This window comes from Streptomyces sp. NPDC057424, assembly GCF_042803315.1.
Lineage (GTDB): Bacteria > Actinomycetota > Actinomycetes > Streptomycetales > Streptomycetaceae > Streptomyces.
The window spans coordinates 1-19,646 of sequence record NZ_JBHVCP010000045.1 but is presented as its reverse complement, the minus strand read 5'-3'; the positions used below and the strand labels follow the sequence as shown (position 1 = coordinate 19,646).

Genomic DNA, 19,646 nt, shown 5'->3' with positions numbered 1-19,646 from the left:
TCGGAGCGGCCGGGGGCCGTGCCGTCACCAGCCCGGCACCCGGTATTCCGCGGTACGGGTCAGAACTGGAGCGCCCAGGCGTCGATCCGCCCGGTGTCGTAGCGGGCGTTGTCGCTCACCCGCAGCTTCCACGTGCCGTTCGCGGCCTCCGAGGAGGCGTTCACGGTGTACGTGGTGTCGATGTTGTCGGCGCTGCCGCCGGTGCCGTAGGCCTTCAGCGTGTACGCCGTGCCGTCGGGGGCGATCAGCTGGATCTGGAGGTCACCGATGTAGGTGTGGACGATGTGCACCTCGACGGCCAGGGCCGAGGGTGCGTTGCCGGAGACGCCGGAGACGGTCACCGGGGATTCGGCGGTGGCGTTGTCCGCGATGGCCTGGTCGGCGGTGTTCTCGAAGCGCGGGCCGGGCGGGGTGGTCGTGCCGCCGCCGACGTGCAGGAGCCGGTTGGGTGATCCGGTGCCGGGGCTGGTGACGACGTTGGTGGTGGCGGCGGACGTCAGCGTGGCGGAAACCTGCGCGGGCGTGGCCGAGGGGTTGCCGGCCAGGTGCAGGGCGGCGGCGCCGGCGACGTGCGGGCTCGCCATCGACGTACCGGAGATGGTGTTGGTCGCCGAGTCGCTCGTCCTCCAGGCCGAGGTGATGGACGAGCCCGGTGCGAACAGGTCCAGGACGGTGCCGTAGTTGGAGTAGCTCGCCTTCGCGTCGCTCGAGGTCGTCGCGCCGACCGTGACGGCCTCGGTGACGCGGGCCGGAGACCGTGTGGAGGCGTTGGTGGACTCGTTGCCGGCCGCGACCACGAAGGTGACGCCGGAGGTGATGGCGTTGCGGACGGCCGTGTCGATGGCCGTGTCGCCGGGGCCGCCGAGGGACATGTTGGCGACGGCGGGCTTGACCGCGTTCCGGGCGACCCAGTCGATGCCGGCGACGACCTGGGCGGTGGTGCCCTGGCCGGAGTTGTTCAGCACCCGGACGCCGACGACCTTGGCCTTCTTGGCGACGCCGTAGGCGCTTCCGGCGACGGTGCCCGCGACGTGCGTGCCGTGGCCGTGGCCGTCCTGGGCGGTGTTGTCGTTGTCGACGGCGTCGTAGCCGTTGGAGGCGCGGCCGCCGAAGTCGCCGTGGGTGATGCGGACGCCGGTGTCGATGACGTACGCGGTGACGCCCTCGCCGGCGGAGTCCGGGTAGGTGTACGAGCTGTTCAGCGGTAGGCTCTTCTGGTCGATGCGGTCCAGGCCCCAGGACGGCGGGCTGGGCTGCGTCCCGGTGATGGTGAACGTCCGGTTCTGCACGACGGAGGCGACGGCCGGGTCGGCGGCGAGACGTTTCGCCTCGGACTCGGAGGCCTCGACCTCGTAGCCGTTCAGAGCCTTGGTGTAGGTCCGCTCGATGTCGGCGCCGTACTTGTGCGCGAGCGCGCGGCCTTCGGCCGAACCGGCCTTCTCGGTCTTCAGGGTGACGACGTAGCTGTCGGCGACGGCGTTCGCTGCGCCCTCGTACTGGATGCGCCCCTCGGCCGCGACCGGGGCGGCGCCGGCGGGGAGGGCGGTGACGAGGCTCGCGACGAGCGCCGCGGTGGCCGTCGCGCCGAGCGCGGCCAGTCTGTGCCGGGAGGATCTGCGGGGAGTACGCATCACTGCCATCTGAGGGGTCCTCCTCAATCGGTGGTGCGCTGTGGGGTGTGGTGCACGCCCGTCGGTCGCCGCCGGTTGGGCAATGGTCATGGTCATGTCAAGCCGGCGGCTACTCCTGTGCGTCAGCGAAAGATTGAGGCCTCCACAGGAATTGCACAAGGGGCCCCGCACGGACCGGCAGGGCCCCTTGTGACGGCTCGTCAGTCGTCGAGGCCGGGTCCCGGCTGGGCTTCTCCCGCGCCAGGACCTCTTCCCGCGGCTGCTCGGAGCGCCGACGGCGGTATCCGGGCCGTCAGCCCGCGGAGGCCCGCTTCAGCACCTCCGCCGGCAGCGCACCGCCGGCACCGATCACCTCGATGCCGAGCAGCCGCCCCGACGCGTCCACGTCGAGGAACACCCCGGCGCCCGCCCCCACCCCGTCGACGGCGATCTGCCGGACGGCGGCGCCGTCCGCGATGTGGGCGACGAGAGAGACATACGCGGTGTCGTTCTCGCTGTCGTACTCGATGTGCATGCTTCGCCTTTCGGGAACGGGCTCTTGGTGAACGGGGTTCGGGAACGGGTTCGGGAACGGGTTCGGGAACGGGTTCGGGAACGGGCTGGGTCGCGGCCGGCGGACACGACGTCGCCGACCTTGTCGATCACGACCGATCTTGCCGGTCCTCACTCTGTACGAGCCAGGTCGTCTTCCTGCCGACGGCCGACGCACTCGACGCGGCGCTCTACGAGGAGCCCGCGAAGACCCGCGACGACGACCTCGCCGCCCATCGGGCCCGGGCCGCCCAGGTCCACGACGTGCCCGGTGAGCGCCGCTGGTGACGCGGGCACGTACTACGCGCGCTACGACACGGCGTACGGGGCCGTGGACGGCACGGCGACCGTCACCGCGCGCAAGGCCCTCGGACCGGCGGCCACCCCGCCGTCCGCCGAGGACAGCGGGAGCGGAGACTCCGCAGCGCAGGTGTGACGGCGGCCATAGCGGGGAGAAAGTGCCTGCGTAAAGGCTTCAGAGCCCTCATGTCATCACATCGAGTGATTCTCTGGCCTTTGCTTGCACCGCAGAACCTACGGTTGCCACGCTGTTGCTGTCTGTACAACCTGATGGGAGCGGCCAGTGACATTCGGTGAGCAGCCGGCGTACCTGCGCGTCGCGGGTGATCTCCGCCAGAAGATCGTCGACGGCCAGCTGCCACCGCACACCCGTCTCCCCTCCCAGGCCAGAATCCGCCAGGAGTACGGGGTCTCGGACACCGTCGCGCTGGAGGCCCGCAAGGTGCTCATGGCGGAAGGTCTGGTCGAGGGCCGCTCCGGTTCGGGGACGTATGTGCGCGAGCGGCCCGTGCCCCGGCGCATCTCCCGCTCCGGCTACCGCCCGGCCGGCGGGGCCACCCCGTTCCGCCAGGAACAGGCCGACGAGGAGGGCCGGGGTACCTGGGAGTCCAGCAGCGAGCAGTCCGAGGCGAGTGTCGCGGTCGCCGAGCGGCTGGGCGTCGAACCGGGCGAGCGGGTCATGTGCACGCGGTACCTCTACCGCGAGGGCGGCGAGGCGATGATGCTCTCCACGTCCTGGGAGCCCCTCGCCGTGACGGGGCGTACGCCCGTGATGCTGCCGGAGGAAGGGCCGGTCGGCGGCATGGGCGTCGTCGAGCGCATGCGCGCCATCGACGTGATCGTGGACAACGTCACGGAGGAGGTCGGCGCCCGGCCCGGCCTCGCCGAGGAACTGCTCGTCCTGGGCGGGGTTCCCGGGCATGTGGTCCTGGTCGTCCAGCGCACGTTCTACGCATCCGGCCGCCCGGTGGAGACGGCCGACGTGGTCATCCCGGCCGACCGGTACCGGGTCGCCTACCACCTTCCGGTCAAGTAGCGAACGCTCACATCCGTCCCGCGGCGCGCTCCCCGCGCGCCCCGCTCGCACCGTCGCCGTGCGGGCCGTCATGGGCGCGGGTGGTGCGCGTCCGGTGGCCGGCCATCGTCGTCGCAGGTCGGCGGTCCCGTATACGCCATGCCTCCGACTGGTTGCGCCGAGGTGCGCGGACAGCGCGTTCATCGGCGTGCGCCCCCTGCGTTCTGGCTGGTTGCGTACCTCTTTGTGAAAAGCCGTATTCGCTCCGTGAAGGTTAGGCGTACGCTCGGGCATATGCGCATTGCGGTTTCCTTAGCGGGTGGGGCACGGCACAGGCCGCGAGCGGGAAGTGGAGGGGCGCGATGAACGACAGCACGGTCACTCTTCCCTGGCTCGTGATACGAGAGGACGACAACGGCAACCGCTACCGAGTGGGCCGGTATGCGACCCGGGCCGAGGCCCAGAAGATCGCGGACAGCCTCGACGGTCGCGGCCACAAGCAGCTGTACTGGGTCGAGCGGCTCGGTCAGAACGGGTCGGCAGTGGCGCGCGACTGACCGCCGCGGAGTGCCCCGGGCAGGGCCCGGAGGCCGGCGGGGCTCCCGTAGGCTCCCCGCATGAGTGAGCGGATCGTCGTAGGGGCCGCGCTGGTCGAGGACGGGCGGCTGCTGGCCGCCCGGCGCAGCGCGCCCGCCGAGCTGGCCGGGCGCTGGGAGCTGCCCGGCGGCAAGGTCGAACCCGGGGAGACGGCCGACGCGGCGCTCGCGCGGGAACTGCGCGAGGAACTCGGCGTCGACGCCGAGGTGAGCGGGCGCGTCCCGGGGGAGTGGCCCCTCAGGCCGCCGTACGTCCTGCATGTGTGGACCGCCCGGCTGCTGCCCGGCTCCGCCGCCCCCGAGCCCCTGCAGGACCACGACGCTCTGCGCTGGCTCGGCCCCGACGAGATCTGGGACGTGCGCTGGCTCGACCAGGACGTTCCGGCCGTACGGCAGGCGCTCGCGCACCTCGGGTCCGTAGAGGGCCTCACCCCGGGTGGCGCCGGCTCCGGCGTGCCGGAAGAGCCCGGCGCCTGAAGCCTGCCGGGGCGGGCGGCCTCATCGCAGTGCCGTAGGGGCGCCCCCTGCGCCTTTCGTGCCACAGTGCGCTGCTCCGCGCGATACTCCGCCTCTGATATCGGGTATGTGCCCATTAATCCCGTGAATTCGGACACGGGTAGAGCTCCTGCCCGGGAAGTGATCGGCGTGATCGACACCGAAGGTGACTGCGCCGAGTGGACCTTTCCCGCCGAACCGGGAGCCGTACGCACCGCCCGCCAGGCCGTACGCGGCCAGCTCCGCCGCTGGGGCCTCGACAACCTCGCGGACCTCGCGGCGCTGCTGGTCAGTGAGTTGGTCACCAACGCCCTGCGGCACGCCACGGGCCCCATCGGTGTCCGTCTGGTACGTCCCGCGGGCCTGGGAGGCGTCCTCCTGGTCGAGGTCTCCGACCCGCTGCCGGACCCGCCCCGCGAGCGCCCCGTCCGCCTCGAGGACGAGGGAGGCCGCGGACTGCACCTGGTGGCCTCCTCCTCCCGCCGCTGGGGTACCCGGCCCGGCGCCACGGGCAAGACGGTGTGGTTCGAAATCGCGGTGCCGGAGTGAAAATCCGGTGTACGTACGTCTTACCGCTGTAGAGCGATTGGTTCAGGCCAGTGGCGGTTGCCGGCGAACGGGATTCGATGACGTGTCCCCTGGTTAGAAGACTGGAAGTGTTGTCACGGTCCGGACCGAAAACCATCGGGACCGTGCTGTGATCGTGAACACCGTGTTGTGCGGCACCGTAGTGCTGGATACTGCGGGCAGCCGCCCCCGGTGACCGGTGCCGGACGCGGTGAGCTGGAGGGGACGGTTCGCGTGAGCGAGATACCAGCGAAGGCCACGGAGTCCGAGGACCCGTCGGAGGGCGCGAGGGCGAGGGCGGCCGACGGCCTTGCCTCCGCGGTCGGAGGCGCGCTCGCGGCCGACGGGGTGCCGGTTGGGGACGCCATGTGGCAGAGCAGTCCCCCCGGCTCCATCTACGACTACATCAGGGTCGCGTCCTTCTCCATCGGCCCCGACGGGCTGGTCGAGCAGTGGAGCCTGCGTGCCGAGCACCTCTTCGGCATCCCCGCCGGCCGCGCCGTCGGCATGGACCCCATCGAGGCGTTCATCGACCCGCGCCACCGCGAGCGCGGCATGCGCAAGATGGCCGAGATCCTCGACGGCCGCGAGTGGACCGGAGTGGTGCCCTTCCGGATGCCCCAGGGCGTCGAGGGGGAGTGCGGCCACGAGGGGCTCGCCGAGGTGTACGTCATGCCGACACGCACCGAGGAGGGCGACAAGGCGGCCGTCTGCATCGTCGTCGACGTGCGCACCCTGCGCAGCATCGAGACCGACCTTGCCGCCTCGCAGGCCATTTTCAGTCAATCCCCGTTCGGTTTCCTGCTGATCGACCCCGACCTGCGGGTCCGCCGCGCCAACCAGCGGTTCGCGTCCATCTTCGGCGGCACGCCCGACGACCACCGCGGCAAGGGCGTCCACGACTACCTCCAGCGCGGCGAGGCCGAGCGGGTCGCCGCCACCCTGCGCCGGGTGCTGGAGACCGGCAACTCCATCACCGACATGCACGTCACGGGCTTCGTGCCGGGCTCCGACGAGCGCCGCCACTGGTCCGTCAACCTCTATCGCGTGCACAGCGGTTCGGGCCGCCCCATCGGCGTCGCCTGGCTCGGCACCGACATCACCGCCCGTCGTGCCGCCGCCCGCGAGGCCGCCGCAGCCCGGCGCAACCTCGCCCTGCTGAACGAGGCGGGAGCCCGCATCGGCAACTCCCTCGACCTGGAGACCACCGCCCGGCAACTCCTCGACGTCGTCGTCCCCGGCTTCTGCGACCTGGCCACCGTCGACCTCTACCAGGGCCTGCTGGCCGGCGACGAGACCCCGCCCGGACTGGCCGACGGCAGCGCCGAGCTGCGCCGCGTGGCCTTCGCCAGCGCCGTCTCCGACGCGCCCTTCGCCGGCACCGGCGTGCCCGTCTCGGTCGGCGCCGTCCACCACTACCCGTTCAACTCGCCCTGCGCGGACGCCCTGCGCACGGCCCGCCCGCAGACCGTCCCGGGCGAGGACGGCGGGCTGGTGCAGTCCACGCTCGCCGTGCCGATGGTCGCCCACGACACCGTCGTCGGGCTCGCGCAGTTCGCCCGGACGAAGGGCAGCGAGCCGTTCGGCGACCGGGACCGCGACCTCGCCGTGGAACTGGCGGCACGCGCCGCCGTCTGCATCGACAACGCCCGCCTCTACCGCCGCGAGCACGAACGCGCGTTGATACTGCAGCGGTCCCTGCTCCCGCCCGGCGACCCCGAGGCCTCCGGCCTCGACATCGCCTGCCGCTATCTGCCCGGCAGCGTCAACACCGGCCGGCCCAGCGAGGTCGGCGGCGACTGGTTCGACGTCATCGAACTCCCCGGGCACCGCACCGCGCTGGTCGTCGGCGACGTCATGGGCCGCGGCCTGCGCGCCGCCGTCGCCATGGGTGAACTCCGTACGGCGGTCCGCACCCTGGCCCAGCTCGACCTGGAACCGGCCGAGGTGCTCTCCCAGCTGGACGAGATCGCCCGCGGCCTCGGCGCCCCCGGCGGGGTGCAGCAGGCGACCCGGGCGGCCCGCCGCCCCCGCGAGGCGGACCTCTCGGAGGTGTACCTCGCCACCTGCGTCTACGCCGTCTACGACTCCGTCACCCGGCGCTGCACCTTCGCCAACGCGGGCCACCTGCCGCCCGTCCTGGTCGAACCGGGCGAGCCGGCGCTGATGCTCGACGTGCCGCCGGGCATGCCGCTCGGCGTCGGCGGCGAGCCCTTCGAGGAGGTCGAGGTCGAACTGCCCGAAGGCGCCCTGCTCGCGCTCTACACGGATGGACTGGTCGAAAGCCGCGACCACCCCCTGGACGAGGGCCTGCAGGCCTTCGTCAGCGCGCTCTCCGGCCCCGCCCACCCGTCGCCCGGCCACCACCCCTCGACGACGGCGCTGCGCGCCGACTCCTCCCAATACCTGGAGGACGTCTGCGACCACGTCCTCAACACCCTCGACACCCATCACGGCGAGGACGACATCGCGCTGCTGATGGCACGTGTACAGGGGCTGCCCACGGAATCCGTCGGTGACTGGACCCTGCCGCGCGAGCCCCGCAGCGTGGGCCGGGCCCGTGAGTACGCGCGTGCCCAGCTGCTCGCCTGGGACATGGAACCCCTGGTCGACACCACGGAACTCCTGGTCAGCGAACTGGTCACCAACGCCCTGCGCTACGGCGAGGGCGAGATCCGCCTCCGCCTGCTGCTCGACCGCACCCTGGTCTGCGAGGTCTGGGACTCCGGCCTGGTCCAGCCCCGCCGCCGCCGTGCCCGCGACACCGACGAGGGCGGCCGGGGCCTCCAGCTCGTCGGCCTCCTCAGCGCCGCGTGGGGCTCCCGCCGCACCCCGAGGGGCAAGACGGTGTGGTTCGAACTGCCCCTGCCCGGAGGCGACACGAGCCTGACGGATCCGGCGGAGGCCCTGCTGAGCCTGTTCTGAGAGCGGCCGGCGGCCACCGTACGATCGCCCCGTGCCCGACACCACGACCCGGCTCCCGGCAGACGCGACACCGACGGCCCCTGCCCTGGTCCTGCGCCCCTGGGGCCCCGCGGACGCGGCCGGGCTTGCCGCGCTGGGCGGGGACGAGGCCCTGCGCCGCTGGACGTCCTTCGCCGTCGACGACGAGCCGAGTGCGGCGCGGTGGCTGTGGGAGCAGCGACAAGGATGGGAGCAGGGCAACCGCTTCTCGTTCGCCGTCGAGGAGGCCGATCCTTCCAGCGGCGGGCTGCCGGCCGGCCATGTGGTCCTCAAGGACGTCCTCCCCGGCGCCGCGACCGCCGAGATCGGCTACTGGAAGGTGGCGCGCGCCCGCGGCCGGGGAATCGCCCCGCGCGCCCTGCACGCCCTGTCCGACTGGGCTTTCGCGGCCTTCGCACGGGACGGCCTGACGCGCCTCGTCCTCCTCCACCAGGCCGGCAACACCGCCTCCTGCCGCGTGGCCGGGAAGAGCCGCTACGCACTCACCGCCGTCCTGCCGGCGAGGCCCCCCGCCCGGCCCCTGGCGGGCCACCTGCACGTACGGCACGGGTCCGGACGCGCCGGCTGATCGCAACCGAACGTCCGTGCTGCTCGTCATCCCCTGCAACACCGACCGCACCATCAAGGGGAGACGGCATGGGCCGCGACAGCGGAGGAAACAACAGACGCCGGCGCTGGATCAGACGCACGGCCATCGCCCTCCCCCTGCTCCTCCTGCTCCCGCTTCTCACCGTTCTGGCAGCCCTGCGCATCAACTACACGGGCGACCCGGCCGACGGTACCCACACCCGCAACCGCGACGCCCTCTGGCTGGGCCATGCCTGGGTCGACGGCCGGAAGAGGGACGCCGACGTCAGCGCCCTTGCCCGCCGCCTGCAAGGCACCGGTATCCGGGACCTGTACGTCCACTCGGGGCCGCTGGAGCACGACGGCACGCTTCCCGAGTCGGTGTACCCGAGGGCCCGTTGGTTCATCGACGCCGTCCACGAGAAGCTCCCCGGGATCCGTGTGCAGGCCTTCCTGGGCGATGTCCTGGCCACCGAGAGCGACGACGGCATGCGCCTGGAGAACCCGGAGACCCGCGCCTCGGTCCTCCGCTCCGCCCGCCGGATCCTGGACACCGGTTACGAGGGCATCCACCTCGACCTGGAGCCCCTGCACTCCGGGGACGGGAACTACCTCACCCTTCTCGACGCCCTGCGCCGCGAGACCCGCTCGCGAGACGCCCAGCTCTCCGTAGCCGCCCACCAGATCGACCCGCTCCCGGCCTTCCACACCCTGTGGGGCGGCGTCACCGGCCACCCCAAGTGGTGGACGCAGGAGTTCTTCGGGCAGGTCGCGCGCCGTGTCGACCAGATCGCCATGATGTCGTACGACACGATGCAGCCGCTGGAGAGCACCTACGGCGGCTACGTCGCCCAGCAGACCTCCCTCGCCCTGGAGGTCACCCCGCCCTCCACCGACCTGCTGATGGGCCTGCCCTTCTTCCACGAGAACCGCTTCGGCCACTGGAACCACGCCGAAACCGTCCCCGCCGCCGTCCGCGGCGTCCGCCTCGGCCTGTCCCGTACGGACGCGGACCGGGCCAACTTCGGCGTCGCGCTGTACATCGATTTCGCCGCCACCGAGGCGGACTGGCGTGCGTACAAGGAAGACTGGGTGCGGTGATCACGCCCCGGCGCCCCCTCACCACCACCGACCTCGCCCCCCTCGCCCGCGCCGCCCTGGGCGGGTCCCGCGGTCTCACCGGCGTGCAACGCCTGCGTGGCGGCACCAGGAAGGGCGTCTACCGGCTGATCCTCGACGACGGCTCCACCGCCATCGCCTACGTCTGGTCGGCCGACGAGGACTACTGGGGCCGGCCGGACCCCGACCCCCGGGACGTCTTCTCCCACGGCACCGGCCTCGGCCTGTTCACGGCGGCCCACGACCGCCTGGCCGCCGCCGCGTCCGAACGCCCCGCCTCCTGCACGCCGACGCCACGCACACGCACCTGCCCGCGGACGCGGCCGTCGTCGAGGACCTGACCGGCGGCAGCCTGGAGGAGACCCTGGCCCGCGACCCCGAGGGGGCTCGGGAGGCCATGGAACGGATGGCGGAACTGCTCGCCACCCTGCACAGCCACACCGGGCCCCGGTTCGGGAAGGTCGCCGTCGTCGACAACGGCGGGACCCCTTACGGCGTCTCCTGCGAGCAGCGCGTCACCGAGGGCGCCCTGCGCTGCATCGCCGAAGCCGCGGCACGCGACCCCCGCGCCGCCGCCGCACGCCGGGAACCGGAGGAGGAGGTCCACGCCCTGGCCGCCGAGGTCCGGCCCCGCGACCGCCACACCCTCGTCCACGGCGAACTCGGGGCGGACCACGTCCTGCTCACGCCCGGCGGGCAGCCCGCGCTCATCGACATCGAAAGCCTGATGTACGTCGACCTGGAGCACGAGCACGCCTTCCTCAGGCTCCGCTTCGGCCCTCACTACGACGCGCTGCGCGCCCCCGGCCTGGACGAGGCACGCCTGCGCCTGTACCGCCTGGCGATGCACATCGGCCTGGTCTCGGGCCCGCTGACCCTCATCGAGGATGACTTCCCGCACCCGGGCCGGATGCGGGAGATCGCGGACCACAACCTCCGCCAGGCGCTCAGCCTGCTGAAGAGCGCCTCCTGATCTTCGAGCCCAGCCACACCAGCGGATCGTACTTGCGGTCGACGGCCCGTTCCTTCAGCGGGATCAGCGCGTTGTCCGTGATCTTGATGCCCTCGGGGCAGACCTCCGTACAGCACTTGGTGATGTTGCAGTAGCCCAGGCCGTGCTCGTCCTGGGCGGTGGTCTTGCGGTCCAAGCCCGACTCCGCCGCCGCGTCCAGCGGGTGCATGTCCAGCTCCGCCACCCGCATCAGGAAGCGGGGACCCGCGAACGCCTGCTTGTTCTCCTCGTGGTCGCGGACCACATGGCAGGTGTCCTGGCACAGGAAGCACTCGATGCACTTGCGGAACTCCTGCGAGCGGTCCACGTCCTCCTGCATCATGCGGTACTCGCCGGGAGCGACACCGGCCGGCGGCACGAAGGCCGGGACCTCCCTGGCCTTGGTGTAGTTGAAGCCGACGTCGGTGACCAGGTCGCGCACGACCGGGAACGCCCGAAGCGGCGTCACCGTGATCGTCTCCTCCCGGTCGAAGACCGACATGCGCGTCATGCACAGCAGCCGGGGCCTGCCGTTGATCTCCGCCGAGCAGGAACCGCACTTGCCGGCCTTGCAGTTCCAGCGCACGGCGAGGTCGGGCGCCTGGGTGGCCTGGAGGCGGTGGATGATGTCGAGCACCACCTCGCCGTCGTTCACCTCGACCTCGAAGTCCTCCAGGCCGCCGCCGCCCACGTCCCCGCGCCACACCTTGAAGTGGGCCGTATAGCCGCTCATTCGTGGAGCTCCTCTTCGGCGAGGTACTTGACCAGCTCCTCCTTGTCGAACAGGGCGAGCAGGTCGGCACGGACGGGTTCGGTGGTCTCGCGGGTGAGGGCGATCTGGCCGCGGACCGGGTCCGTCGCCAGTCCGCCCGTCGGGTCGGTGAGTGCGCACAGCAGGTTGATCCGCCGCCAGGCGCGGTCCATCCCCGGGTGGTCCTCACGGGTGTGCCCGCCGCGCGACTCGGTGCGCTCCAGCGCGGCCCGCGCCACGCACTCGCTGACCAGCAGCATGTTCCTGAGATCCAGGGCGAGATGCCAGCCCGGGTTGAACTGCCGGTGCCCCTCGACCCCGGCCCGGCGCGCCCGGACCCGCAGCTCGGCCAGCTTCTCCAGGGCCCGTTCCATCTCCGGCTCGCGACGGATGATGCCGACCAGGTCGTTCATCGTCTGCTGGAGTTCCTGGTGCAGGGTGTACGGGTTCTCCGGCGGGCCACCCGACGGTTCCTCGATCTCCGCCTCGGCCGAGAAGGGCCGCAGGGCCTCCGCCGCCGCCGAGTCGATCTGGACGTCGTCCACGACGGGCCGCGCCCCGGCCAGTCCCGCCGCGTACTCGGCGGCGTGCAGGCCCGCCCGGCGGCCGAACACCAGCAGGTCGGACAGGGAGTTGCCGCCGAGCCGGTTGGAGCCGTGCATACCGCCGGCCACCTCACCGGCCGCGTACAGCCCGGGCACCCCGCGCGCCGCCGCCGTGTCGGACTCGACCGCGACCCCGCCCATCACGTAGTGGCAGGTGGGCCCGACCTCCATCGCCTCGGCCGTGATGTCGACGTCGGCCAGTTCCTTGAACTGGTGGTACATCGACGGCAGCCGCCGCTTGATGACCTCGGCGGGCATCCGTGTCGACACGTCGAGGAACACGCCCCCGTGCGGCGAGCCGCGCCCTTCCTTCACCTCGGCGTTGATCGCCCGCGCGACCTCGTCGCGGGGGAGCAGCTCGGGCGGGCGCCGGTTGTGGTCCGGGTCGTCGTACCAGCGGTCGCCCTCCTCCTCCGTCTCGGCGTACTTGTCCTTGAAGACGTCGGGGATGTAGTCGAACATGAACCGCTTGCCGTCGGAGTTGCGCAGCACGCCGCCGTCGCCGCGCACCGACTCGGTGACGAGGATGCCCTTCACCGACGGCGGCCAGACCATGCCGGTCGGGTGGAACTGCACGAACTCCATGTTCAGCAGGGGAGCGCCCGCGAGAAGCGCCAGCGCGTGGCCGTCGCCGGTGTACTCCCACGAGTTCGACGTGACCTTGAAGGACTTGCCGATACCGCCGGTGGCGATCACCACGGCGGGTGCCTCCAGGACGAAGAACCGGCCCGACTCGCGCTCGTAGCCGAAGACCCCGGAGACCCGGCCTTCCTCTTTCAGCACCCGCGTGACCGTGCACTCCTGGAAGACCTTCAGCCGGGACTCGTAGTCGCCGGACTCCTCGAAGTCCTCCTGCTGCAGGGCGACGATCTTCTGCTGGAGGGTGCGGATCAGCTCCAGGCCCGTGCGGTCACCGACGTGCGCGAGGCGCGGGTACTCGTGGCCGCCGAAGTTGCGCTGGGAGATCCGGCCGTCCTTGGTGCGGTCGAACAGCGCCCCCCAGGTCTCCAGCTCCCACACCCGCTGCGGCGCCTCCTGGGCGTGCAGCTCGGCCATCCGCCACTGGTTGAGGAACTTGCCGCCGCGCATGGTGTCGCGGAAGTGCACCTGCCAGTTGTCGCCGCTGTTGACATTGGCCATCGCGGCGGCGATGCCGCCCTCGGCCATCACCGTGTGTGCCTTGCCGAACAGCGACTTGCAGATCACGGCCGTACGGGCGCCTCGCTCGCGGGCCTCGATGGCGGCGCGCAGCCCGGCACCGCCCGCGCCCACCACGACGACGTCCCACTCCTGCCGGTCGACCACGGACATCGATAAGGCCCCATCCCTCTAGAAGAAGCGCGGATCGTCGAAGGCACCGGACGCGACCAGGTAGACGTAGAGGTCGGCGAGCGCCACGCTCACCAGCGACGCCCAGGCGAGCTGCATGTGCCGGGCGTTGAGCTTCCCCGCCCACTGCCACATCCGGTAGCGCACGGGGTGCTTGGAGAAGTGCTTGAGCTTGCCGCCGACGATGTGCCGGCAGGAGTGGCAGGAGATCGTGTACGCCCAGATCAGCACGATGTTGACCAGGAACACGAGGGTGCCGAGACCCATGTGGCCCCAGGCGTAGGTCTCGTCGCGGAAGGCGAGCACGGTGTCGTACGTGAGGATCCCGGCGACGAGGAGCGCGGCGTAGAAGAAGTACCGGTGGATGTTCTGCAGGATCAGCGGGAAGCGGGTCTCACCGGTGTACTTCCCGTGCGGCTCGGCCACCGCGCAGGCCGGCGGGGAAGCCCAGAAGCCCCGGTAGTAGGCCTTGCGGTAGTAGTAGCAGGTCAGGCGGAAGCCGAGCGGGAAGATCAGGATGATGATCGCGGGTGAGATGCCCCACCAGCTCCCGAAGATCTCCCAGTTCGGGCCGGCCTTCATCGGCTCGCAGTTCTCCGCCAGACAGGGCGAGTAGAACGGGGAGACGTACGGCGCCGCGTAGTAGTCCGTGTTGGCGAGGGCCCGCCAGGTCGAGTACACGATGAACGCGAGAAGACCGGCCGCGGTGGCGGCCGGGGCCAGCCACCAGCGGTCGGTCCGCAGGTGCGGGGCGGCGATCGCGGCGCGCGTACCGCTCCGCACACCGCCGCTCTCAGGTCTGGGTTCGGTGGCGGGAGGTTCCGTACCAGTGGCCACGTGACGACTCCGGTCGGGTTCGGGGGAGGTGCCGGTCGCGCTCGACTCCTCCCCGGGTCAGGGGGCGCGCCGGTCCCGGGCGCCGAGCCCCTCGTCGTCCGAGTCGCTCCACAGGGCGGAGTCGTACGGCGTGTCCGAGATGGTGACCAGCTCGGGGCGCTTCGGTGCGGCCGGTGACGCGGCGGCGTCGCGCAGCAGGGCGACGCTCTCGCGCAGGTGGTTGGCGTCGGCACGGACGCGGCGCATCTCCAGGCCGCCGGTGCCGAGCTGCTTCTCCAGGCGTCCCAGCGATCGGAACACTTCGTCGAGACTGCGCTGGACTGACGTCAGTTCGTCGTGAACGGACATGACTTGCCCTCACTTCCGCGGGTCCTTCATGGCCCAAGGCGGCAACGTTCATGCGCCTGCGAGTGTTGCGCGTCACACCTTGTGCTGTGAAGGGATGTGCATCGATTGGCCGAGGCGTATGGGTGCACCCTGCGGTGCGTTGCGCCGCACGGGTGACCTTCCCGCCCGTGAACGCCGTGTCGCTCTGTGTTGCCGAACCCTTTCCTCTTCAGTGGCCGCATACATCAGATGAACTCCAAATACCGCCAAAAGTGATCATAACGCCCGCGGCTTCCCGGAGGTAGCACAGATGTCCCAGCACGGCGTCGGCCCGCGTGCGGTCACGCGCTCGGCCGCTTTCCTCACCGCGGGCGTGCTCGCGGTGACCGCGCTCGCCGGATGCGGCTCCGACGACCCGTCCGGCAAGCCGCTCGCCGGGCCGGACATCCAGCCCGCCCCCCGCGACCGGATCTCCGACGGCGGCACCCTGCGCTGGGCCGTCGACTCCGTGCCCGACACGCTGAACACGTTCCAGTCGGACGCCGACGCCACCACCACTCGCGTCGCCCAGGCCGTCCTGCCGTCGATGTACCGCATGAACGCCTCCGGGCGTCCGGAGCGCAACCCCGACTACCTGGAGTCCGCCAAGGTCGTCGACACCGAGCCCAAGCAGGTCGTCCTGTACAAGCTCAACCAGCAGGCCGTCTGGAGCGACGGCCGGGAGATCGGCGCCGCCGACTTCGCCGCCCAGTGGCGCGCCCTGTCCGGCAAGGACACCGCGTACTGGACCGCCCGCAACGCCGGCTACGACCGCATCCAGAAGATCGAGCGCGGCGACAACGCCCTGGAGGTCCGGGTCACCTTCAGCCGCCCCTACGCGGACTGGCGCTCGCTGTTCTCGCCCCTGTACCCGAAGGACGTCATGGGCACCCCGGACTCCTTCAACGACGGGGCCCGCAAGAAGCTCAAGGTCACCGCCGGCCCCTTCACGGTGAAGAAGGTCGACACCAAGGGCGAGGAGATCTCCCTCACCCGCAACCCGCGCTGGTGGGGCGAACCGGCCAAGCTCTCCGAGATCGTGCTGCGCACCGTCCCGCGCGACAAACGGGCCTCCCAGCTGGCCGCCGGCACCCTCGACCTGGCCGAGATCGATCCCTCGGCGGCCCGCCGCATCACCGTCGCCGCCCGCCCCCACAGCTCCAGCAGCCCGCTGATGGGCCCCGGCGCCGACCGGTCCGCCGCGGACGCCCTGCACTCCTGGGCCGTCGCCAACGGCTCCGACGAGGACGCCGCCGACGAGGAGACCGTCGCCCGCAAGAAGCTGCGCAAGGCGGCCGTCAAGTACGCCCGGCAGCAGCGGGCCCTCAGCGGCTTCGAGGTCCGCAAGTCACTGGAGCCCGCCTACACCCAGCTCGCCCTGAACGGCGCCGAGGGCCCGCTCGCCGACGAACGCGTGCGCAGGGCTGTCGCCCGCGCCCTGGACCGCAAGGAGCTGGCCCAGGCCGTCCTCAAGCCCCTCGGCCTGCCCGCCGTCCCGGTCGGCAGCCACCTGGCCCTGTCCGGCCAGGCCCACTACGCCGACAACAGCGGCGCCCTCGGCGGCCAGGACACCAAGGAGGCCCAGGCGCTGCTCGCGGACGCCGGGTGGGTGCGCGGCGGCCCCGTCAAGGAGGAGAAGAAGAAGGACAAGGAGAAGGAGGAGGCCGCCGGCCCCGAGGCCGAGAAGACCGACGACGCCGGTGAGGACAACAAGGCGCACCACGGGCCGGACCCCGCCGGTCACCTCGCCCAGGACGGCAAGCAGTACAAGACCGCGCACCAGGGCGGCGTCCCCGGCGCGTACGCCCCCAAGGGCACCGCCGCCCCGGCGAACCAGGAGGCCGCCCCGCTCGCCAAGGACGGCAAGCCCCTCACACTCCGCTTCGTGCTCCCCTCCGGGCCCGGCTCCCAGACGCTGCGCACGGTCGCGGACCGCATCTCCCGCATGCTGGAGCGCGTCGGCATCGGCACGGAGATCTCCAAGGTCTCCGACGAGTCCTACTTCAAGGACCACATCGCCTCCGGCCAGTACGACCTCGCCCTGTACTCCTGGCCCGCCACGGCGTTCCCCGCCACCGACGCCCGCCCCGTCTACGCCAAGCCCGTCCCGGCCGCGGACGGCTCCCTGAACGTCGAGCAGAACTACACCCGCGTCGGCACCGACCAGGTCGACCAGCTCTTCGACGAGGCCGTGGCCACCCTCGACGAGGGCGAGTCCCGCTCCCTGATCCGCAAGGCCGACTCCCGCATCTGGGCGGCGGCCGGTTCGATCCCCCTCTTCCAGCGCCCCCAGCTCCTGGCGGCCCGCAAGAACCTGGTCAACACCGGCGCCTTCGGCTTCGGCACGCCGGTCTACGAGGACATGGGCTTCCTGAAGAAGGGCGCGAAGCCCGCGTCGGGCCCGTCGGCGAAGGGCTCGGCCGCCCCGTAGCTCCGGCAACGCCCGAACGCCTTGCCGTCACCGCCCGGCGCCCGGCGCCCGCACCATGAGATCAGCAGTGATCATGGTGCGGGCGCCGGGCGTCCGTGCACGGGGGACAGGGGCCCGCTCATGCGCGGCACGATACGGCTGACCTGCGCGGCCGGGATGGTCATCGGGGTGCTGGTGACGGGACTGACGGCGTGCACGGGAAGCGAGGGCGACGACGAGGCCGACCAGGGCCCGGGGTGAGAGAAGTGTCGGCGGACCTCCGCTACACCTGCCCGGACGGCAGGACCGTCTCCGGCCACGCCCGGAACTGGGCGGTCGACATCACAGGCGTGGCCGTCTGCGAGGAGCGCCCGGACTCGGCCCTGAGCCGGGAAGCCGCCCGGCGCTCCTGTGAACCGGCGGCTTCCTCCAGCCCGTCCGGATCCTGAGGAAGAGGGCGTTCAGCACCTCGCAAAAGGGCCTGACCTGCACCGACGTATCCCGGCTAACCTCTGCGGCCGCAGCCCCGTACCATGGGGTGTGGCCGTGGCATGTTGAGCCCGGCAGGGCCCGCGCACCGCAGACGTCCGCGCAGGGCATTCCTCACACTCCGGGAGAACGCCGCAATATGGCCACGCGCCACGACATCCGCAACGTCGCTATCGTCGCCCACGTCGACCACGGCAAGACCACCATCGTCGACGGCATGCTGAAGCAGGCCGGCGCCTTCGCCGCGCACCAGCTCGAAGGCGTCGACGACCGCATGATGGACTCGAACGACCTGGAGCGTGAGAAGGGCATCACGATCCTGGCCAAGAACACGGCGGTGAAGTACCACCCGAAGGACGGGGGGGACGTCATCACCATCAACATCATCGACACCCCCGGTCACGCCGACTTCGGTGGCGAGGTCGAGCGCGGTCTGTCGATGGTCGACGGTGTCGTCCTGCTCGTGGACGCCTCCGAGGGCCCGCTCCCGCAGACCCGCTTCGTGCTGCGCAAGGCGCTCCAGCAGCGGCTGCCCGTCATCCTCTGCATCAACAAGACGGACCGCCCGGACTCCCGGATCGACGAGGTCGTCAACGAGACCTACGACCTCTTCCTCGACCTGGACGCCGACGAGGAGCAGATCGAGTTCCCGATCGTCTACGCCTGCGGCCGCGACGGCATCGCCTCGCTGACCAAGCCGGACAACGGCACGGTCCCCGCCGACTCCACCAGCCTGGAGCCGTTCTTCTCCACGATCCTGGAGCACATCCCGGCCCCGACCTACGACGAGGCCGCCCCGCTCCAGGCCCACGTCACCAACCTGGACGCCGACAACTTCCTCGGCCGTATCGCGCTGCTCCGCGTCGAGCAGGGCGAGTTGCGCAAGGGCCAGACGGTCGCGTGGATGAAGCGCGACGGGTCCGTCAGCAGCGTCCGCATCTCCGAGCTGATGATGACCGAGGCGCTCACCCGCAAGCCGGCCGAGATGGCCGGCCCCGGTGACATCTGCGCGGTCGCCGGTATCCCGGACATCATGATCGGCGAGACCCTGGCCGACCCGGAGAACCCGGTCGCGCTGCCGCTGATCACGGTCGACGAGCCCGCGATCTCCATGGTCATCGGCACCAACACCTCCCCGCTGGTCGGCCGTGGCGCCACCGGCAAGGGCGCCGACAACAAGGCGGCCGTCAAGGACCGCAAGGTCACCGCCCGCCAGGTCAAGGACCGCCTCGACCGCGAGCTGATCGGTAACGTCAGCCTCCGGGTGCTGGACACCGAGCGGCCGGACGCCTGGGAGGTGCAGGGCCGTGGTGAGCTGGCGCTGGCCATCCTGGTCGAGACGATGCGCCGCGAGGGCTTCGAGCTGACCATCGGCAAGCCGCAGGTCGTCACCAAGGACGTGGACGGCAAGGTCTACGAGCCGGTCGAGCGCATGACGATCGACGTGCCCGAGGAGCACATGGGCGCGGTCACGCAGCTCATGGGTGTCCGCAAGGGCCGCATGGACAACATGTCCAACCACGGCTCCGGCTGGGTCCGCATGGAGTTCGTCGTCCCCTCCCGCGGCTTGATCGGTTTCCGGACCGAGTTCCTGACGCAGACCCGCGGCACGGGCATCGGCCACTCCATCCACGAGGGCTTCGAGCCCTGGTTCGGCAATCTCCAGACCCGTAACAACGGCTCCCTGGTCGCCGACCGCTCCGGTGCGGTCACCGCGTTCGCGATGACCAACCTGCAGGAGCGCGGCGTGCTGTTCGTGGAGCCGGGCACCGAGGTGTACGAGGGCATGATCGTCGGCGAGAACTCCCGCGCCGACGACATGGACGTCAACATCACCAAGGAGAAGAAGCTCACCAACATGCGGTCGTCGACGGCCGACGTGACCGAGTCGATCGTCCCGCCGCGCAAGCTGTCGCTGGAGCAGTCCCTGGAGTTCTGCCGGGACGACGAGTGCGTCGAGGTCACCCCGGAGGCCGTGCGCATCCGCAAGGTGAACCTGGACGCCCGCGAGCGCGCCCGCGCCGCGAGCCGCGCCAAGCACGGCTGACGCCCCCTTCCGACGGCACCGGGCACCCCGCATGGG

19 protein-coding genes are annotated in these 19,646 nt (G+C 71.3%); 13 read left to right on the top strand and 6 right to left on the bottom strand.

Going from position 1 to position 19,646, the window contains the following annotated elements; genetic code table 11:
* Positions 1 to 59 precede the first annotated feature (59 nt).
* A complete protein-coding gene (locus tag ACFU3E_RS28695) occupies positions 60 to 1,640 on the bottom strand; it encodes a S8 family serine peptidase (protein WP_384164329.1) in 1,581 nt (526 codons plus the stop codon).
* Positions 1,641 to 1,923: 283 nt separating this feature from the next.
* Positions 1,924 to 2,145, bottom strand: a complete 222-nt coding sequence (locus tag ACFU3E_RS28690; protein ID WP_384164326.1) for a DUF2283 domain-containing protein — start codon at positions 2,143 to 2,145, stop codon at positions 1,924 to 1,926.
* Between the two features lie 288 nt (positions 2,146 to 2,433).
* On the opposite strand from ACFU3E_RS28690, the gene ACFU3E_RS28685 reads away from it, so the two are divergent.
* The 10 genes from ACFU3E_RS28685 to ACFU3E_RS28640 all read left to right on the top strand — a co-directional run bounded on the left by ACFU3E_RS28685 (position 2,434) and on the right by ACFU3E_RS28640 (position 10,758).
* On the top strand, positions 2,434 to 2,598 hold the full coding sequence (locus ACFU3E_RS28685) for a hypothetical protein (protein ID WP_384164323.1): 165 nt from the start codon (positions 2,434 to 2,436) through the stop codon (positions 2,596 to 2,598).
* A gap of 147 nt (positions 2,599 to 2,745) precedes the next feature.
* On the top strand, positions 2,746 to 3,498 hold the full coding sequence (locus tag ACFU3E_RS28680) for a GntR family transcriptional regulator (protein ID WP_384164320.1): 753 nt from the start codon (positions 2,746 to 2,748) through the stop codon (positions 3,496 to 3,498).
* A 341-nt stretch (positions 3,499 to 3,839) separates the two neighbouring features.
* Positions 3,840 to 4,034 carry an SPOR domain-containing protein gene (locus tag ACFU3E_RS28675; RefSeq protein ID WP_221757716.1) on the top strand — a complete coding sequence of 65 codons (195 nt, stop codon included), beginning with the start codon at positions 3,840 to 3,842 and terminating at the stop codon, positions 4,032 to 4,034.
* Between the two features lie 60 nt (positions 4,035 to 4,094).
* Positions 4,095 to 4,550 carry a (deoxy)nucleoside triphosphate pyrophosphohydrolase gene (locus ACFU3E_RS28670; protein WP_384164317.1) on the top strand — a complete coding sequence of 152 codons (456 nt, stop codon included), beginning with the start codon at positions 4,095 to 4,097 and terminating at the stop codon, positions 4,548 to 4,550.
* A gap of 159 nt (positions 4,551 to 4,709) precedes the next feature.
* Positions 4,710 to 5,117 carry an ATP-binding protein gene (locus ACFU3E_RS28665; protein ID WP_384164314.1) on the top strand — a complete coding sequence of 136 codons (408 nt, stop codon included), beginning with the start codon at positions 4,710 to 4,712 and terminating at the stop codon, positions 5,115 to 5,117.
* Between the two features lie 252 nt (positions 5,118 to 5,369).
* Positions 5,370 to 8,060 (top strand): SpoIIE family protein phosphatase, encoded by a 2,691-nt coding sequence (locus ACFU3E_RS28660; protein WP_384164311.1) that lies wholly within the window; start codon positions 5,370 to 5,372, stop codon positions 8,058 to 8,060.
* Positions 8,061 to 8,091: 31 nt separating this feature from the next.
* On the top strand, positions 8,092 to 8,667 hold the full coding sequence (locus ACFU3E_RS28655) for a GNAT family N-acetyltransferase (protein ID WP_384164308.1): 576 nt from the start codon (positions 8,092 to 8,094) through the stop codon (positions 8,665 to 8,667).
* Positions 8,668 to 8,735: 68 nt separating this feature from the next.
* Positions 8,736 to 9,767 (top strand): hypothetical protein, encoded by a 1,032-nt coding sequence (locus tag ACFU3E_RS28650; protein ID WP_384164305.1) that lies wholly within the window; start codon positions 8,736 to 8,738, stop codon positions 9,765 to 9,767.
* Positions 9,764 to 10,126 carry a hypothetical protein gene (locus ACFU3E_RS28645; RefSeq protein ID WP_384164302.1) on the top strand — a complete coding sequence of 121 codons (363 nt, stop codon included), beginning with the start codon at positions 9,764 to 9,766 and terminating at the stop codon, positions 10,124 to 10,126. Before ACFU3E_RS28650 ends, ACFU3E_RS28645 begins: the two co-directional genes overlap by 4 nt.
* A 56-nt stretch (positions 10,127 to 10,182) precedes the next feature.
* Positions 10,183 to 10,758 (top strand): phosphotransferase, encoded by a 576-nt coding sequence (locus ACFU3E_RS28640; protein WP_384164299.1) that lies wholly within the window; start codon positions 10,183 to 10,185, stop codon positions 10,756 to 10,758.
* Here the strand turns inward: ACFU3E_RS28640 and ACFU3E_RS28635 are convergent.
* The 4 genes from ACFU3E_RS28635 to ACFU3E_RS28620 are packed head-to-tail and all read right to left on the bottom strand — an operon-like array spanning position 10,733 to position 14,646.
* Positions 10,733 to 11,509, bottom strand: coding sequence for a succinate dehydrogenase/fumarate reductase iron-sulfur subunit (locus ACFU3E_RS28635; protein ID WP_384164296.1), 777 nt, complete (start codon positions 11,507 to 11,509; stop codon positions 10,733 to 10,735). The two genes, ACFU3E_RS28640 and ACFU3E_RS28635, sit on opposite strands and share 26 nt — an antisense overlap.
* Positions 11,506 to 13,443 carry a fumarate reductase/succinate dehydrogenase flavoprotein subunit gene (locus ACFU3E_RS28630; RefSeq protein WP_384164293.1) on the bottom strand — a complete coding sequence of 646 codons (1,938 nt, stop codon included), beginning with the start codon at positions 13,441 to 13,443 and terminating at the stop codon, positions 11,506 to 11,508. The genes ACFU3E_RS28635 and ACFU3E_RS28630 overlap by 4 nt, the downstream gene beginning before the upstream one ends.
* Before the next feature lie 18 nt (positions 13,444 to 13,461).
* Positions 13,462 to 14,298: a hypothetical protein gene (locus tag ACFU3E_RS28625; RefSeq protein ID WP_384164290.1), complete on the bottom strand. Its 837-nt coding sequence runs from the start codon at positions 14,296 to 14,298 to the stop codon at positions 13,462 to 13,464.
* Between the two features lie 57 nt (positions 14,299 to 14,355).
* Positions 14,356 to 14,646: a hypothetical protein gene (locus ACFU3E_RS28620; protein ID WP_031103292.1), complete on the bottom strand. Its 291-nt coding sequence runs from the start codon at positions 14,644 to 14,646 to the stop codon at positions 14,356 to 14,358.
* A gap of 289 nt (positions 14,647 to 14,935) precedes the next feature.
* On the opposite strand from ACFU3E_RS28620, the gene ACFU3E_RS28615 reads away from it, so the two are divergent.
* The 3 genes from ACFU3E_RS28615 (at position 14,936) to typA (ending at position 19,610) form a co-directional block, all read left to right on the top strand.
* Positions 14,936 to 17,095, top strand: coding sequence for an ABC transporter family substrate-binding protein (locus ACFU3E_RS28615; protein ID WP_384164287.1), 2,160 nt, complete (start codon positions 14,936 to 14,938; stop codon positions 17,093 to 17,095).
* 245 nt (positions 17,096 to 17,340) lie between these two features.
* Positions 17,341 to 17,523, top strand: a complete 183-nt coding sequence (locus ACFU3E_RS28610) for a hypothetical protein (protein ID WP_384164284.1) — start codon at positions 17,341 to 17,343, stop codon at positions 17,521 to 17,523.
* A gap of 179 nt (positions 17,524 to 17,702) precedes the next feature.
* On the top strand, positions 17,703 to 19,610 hold the full coding sequence (gene typA / locus ACFU3E_RS28605) for a translational GTPase TypA (RefSeq protein ID WP_384164281.1): 1,908 nt from the start codon (positions 17,703 to 17,705) through the stop codon (positions 19,608 to 19,610).
* Positions 19,611 to 19,646: the final 36 nt, after the last annotated feature.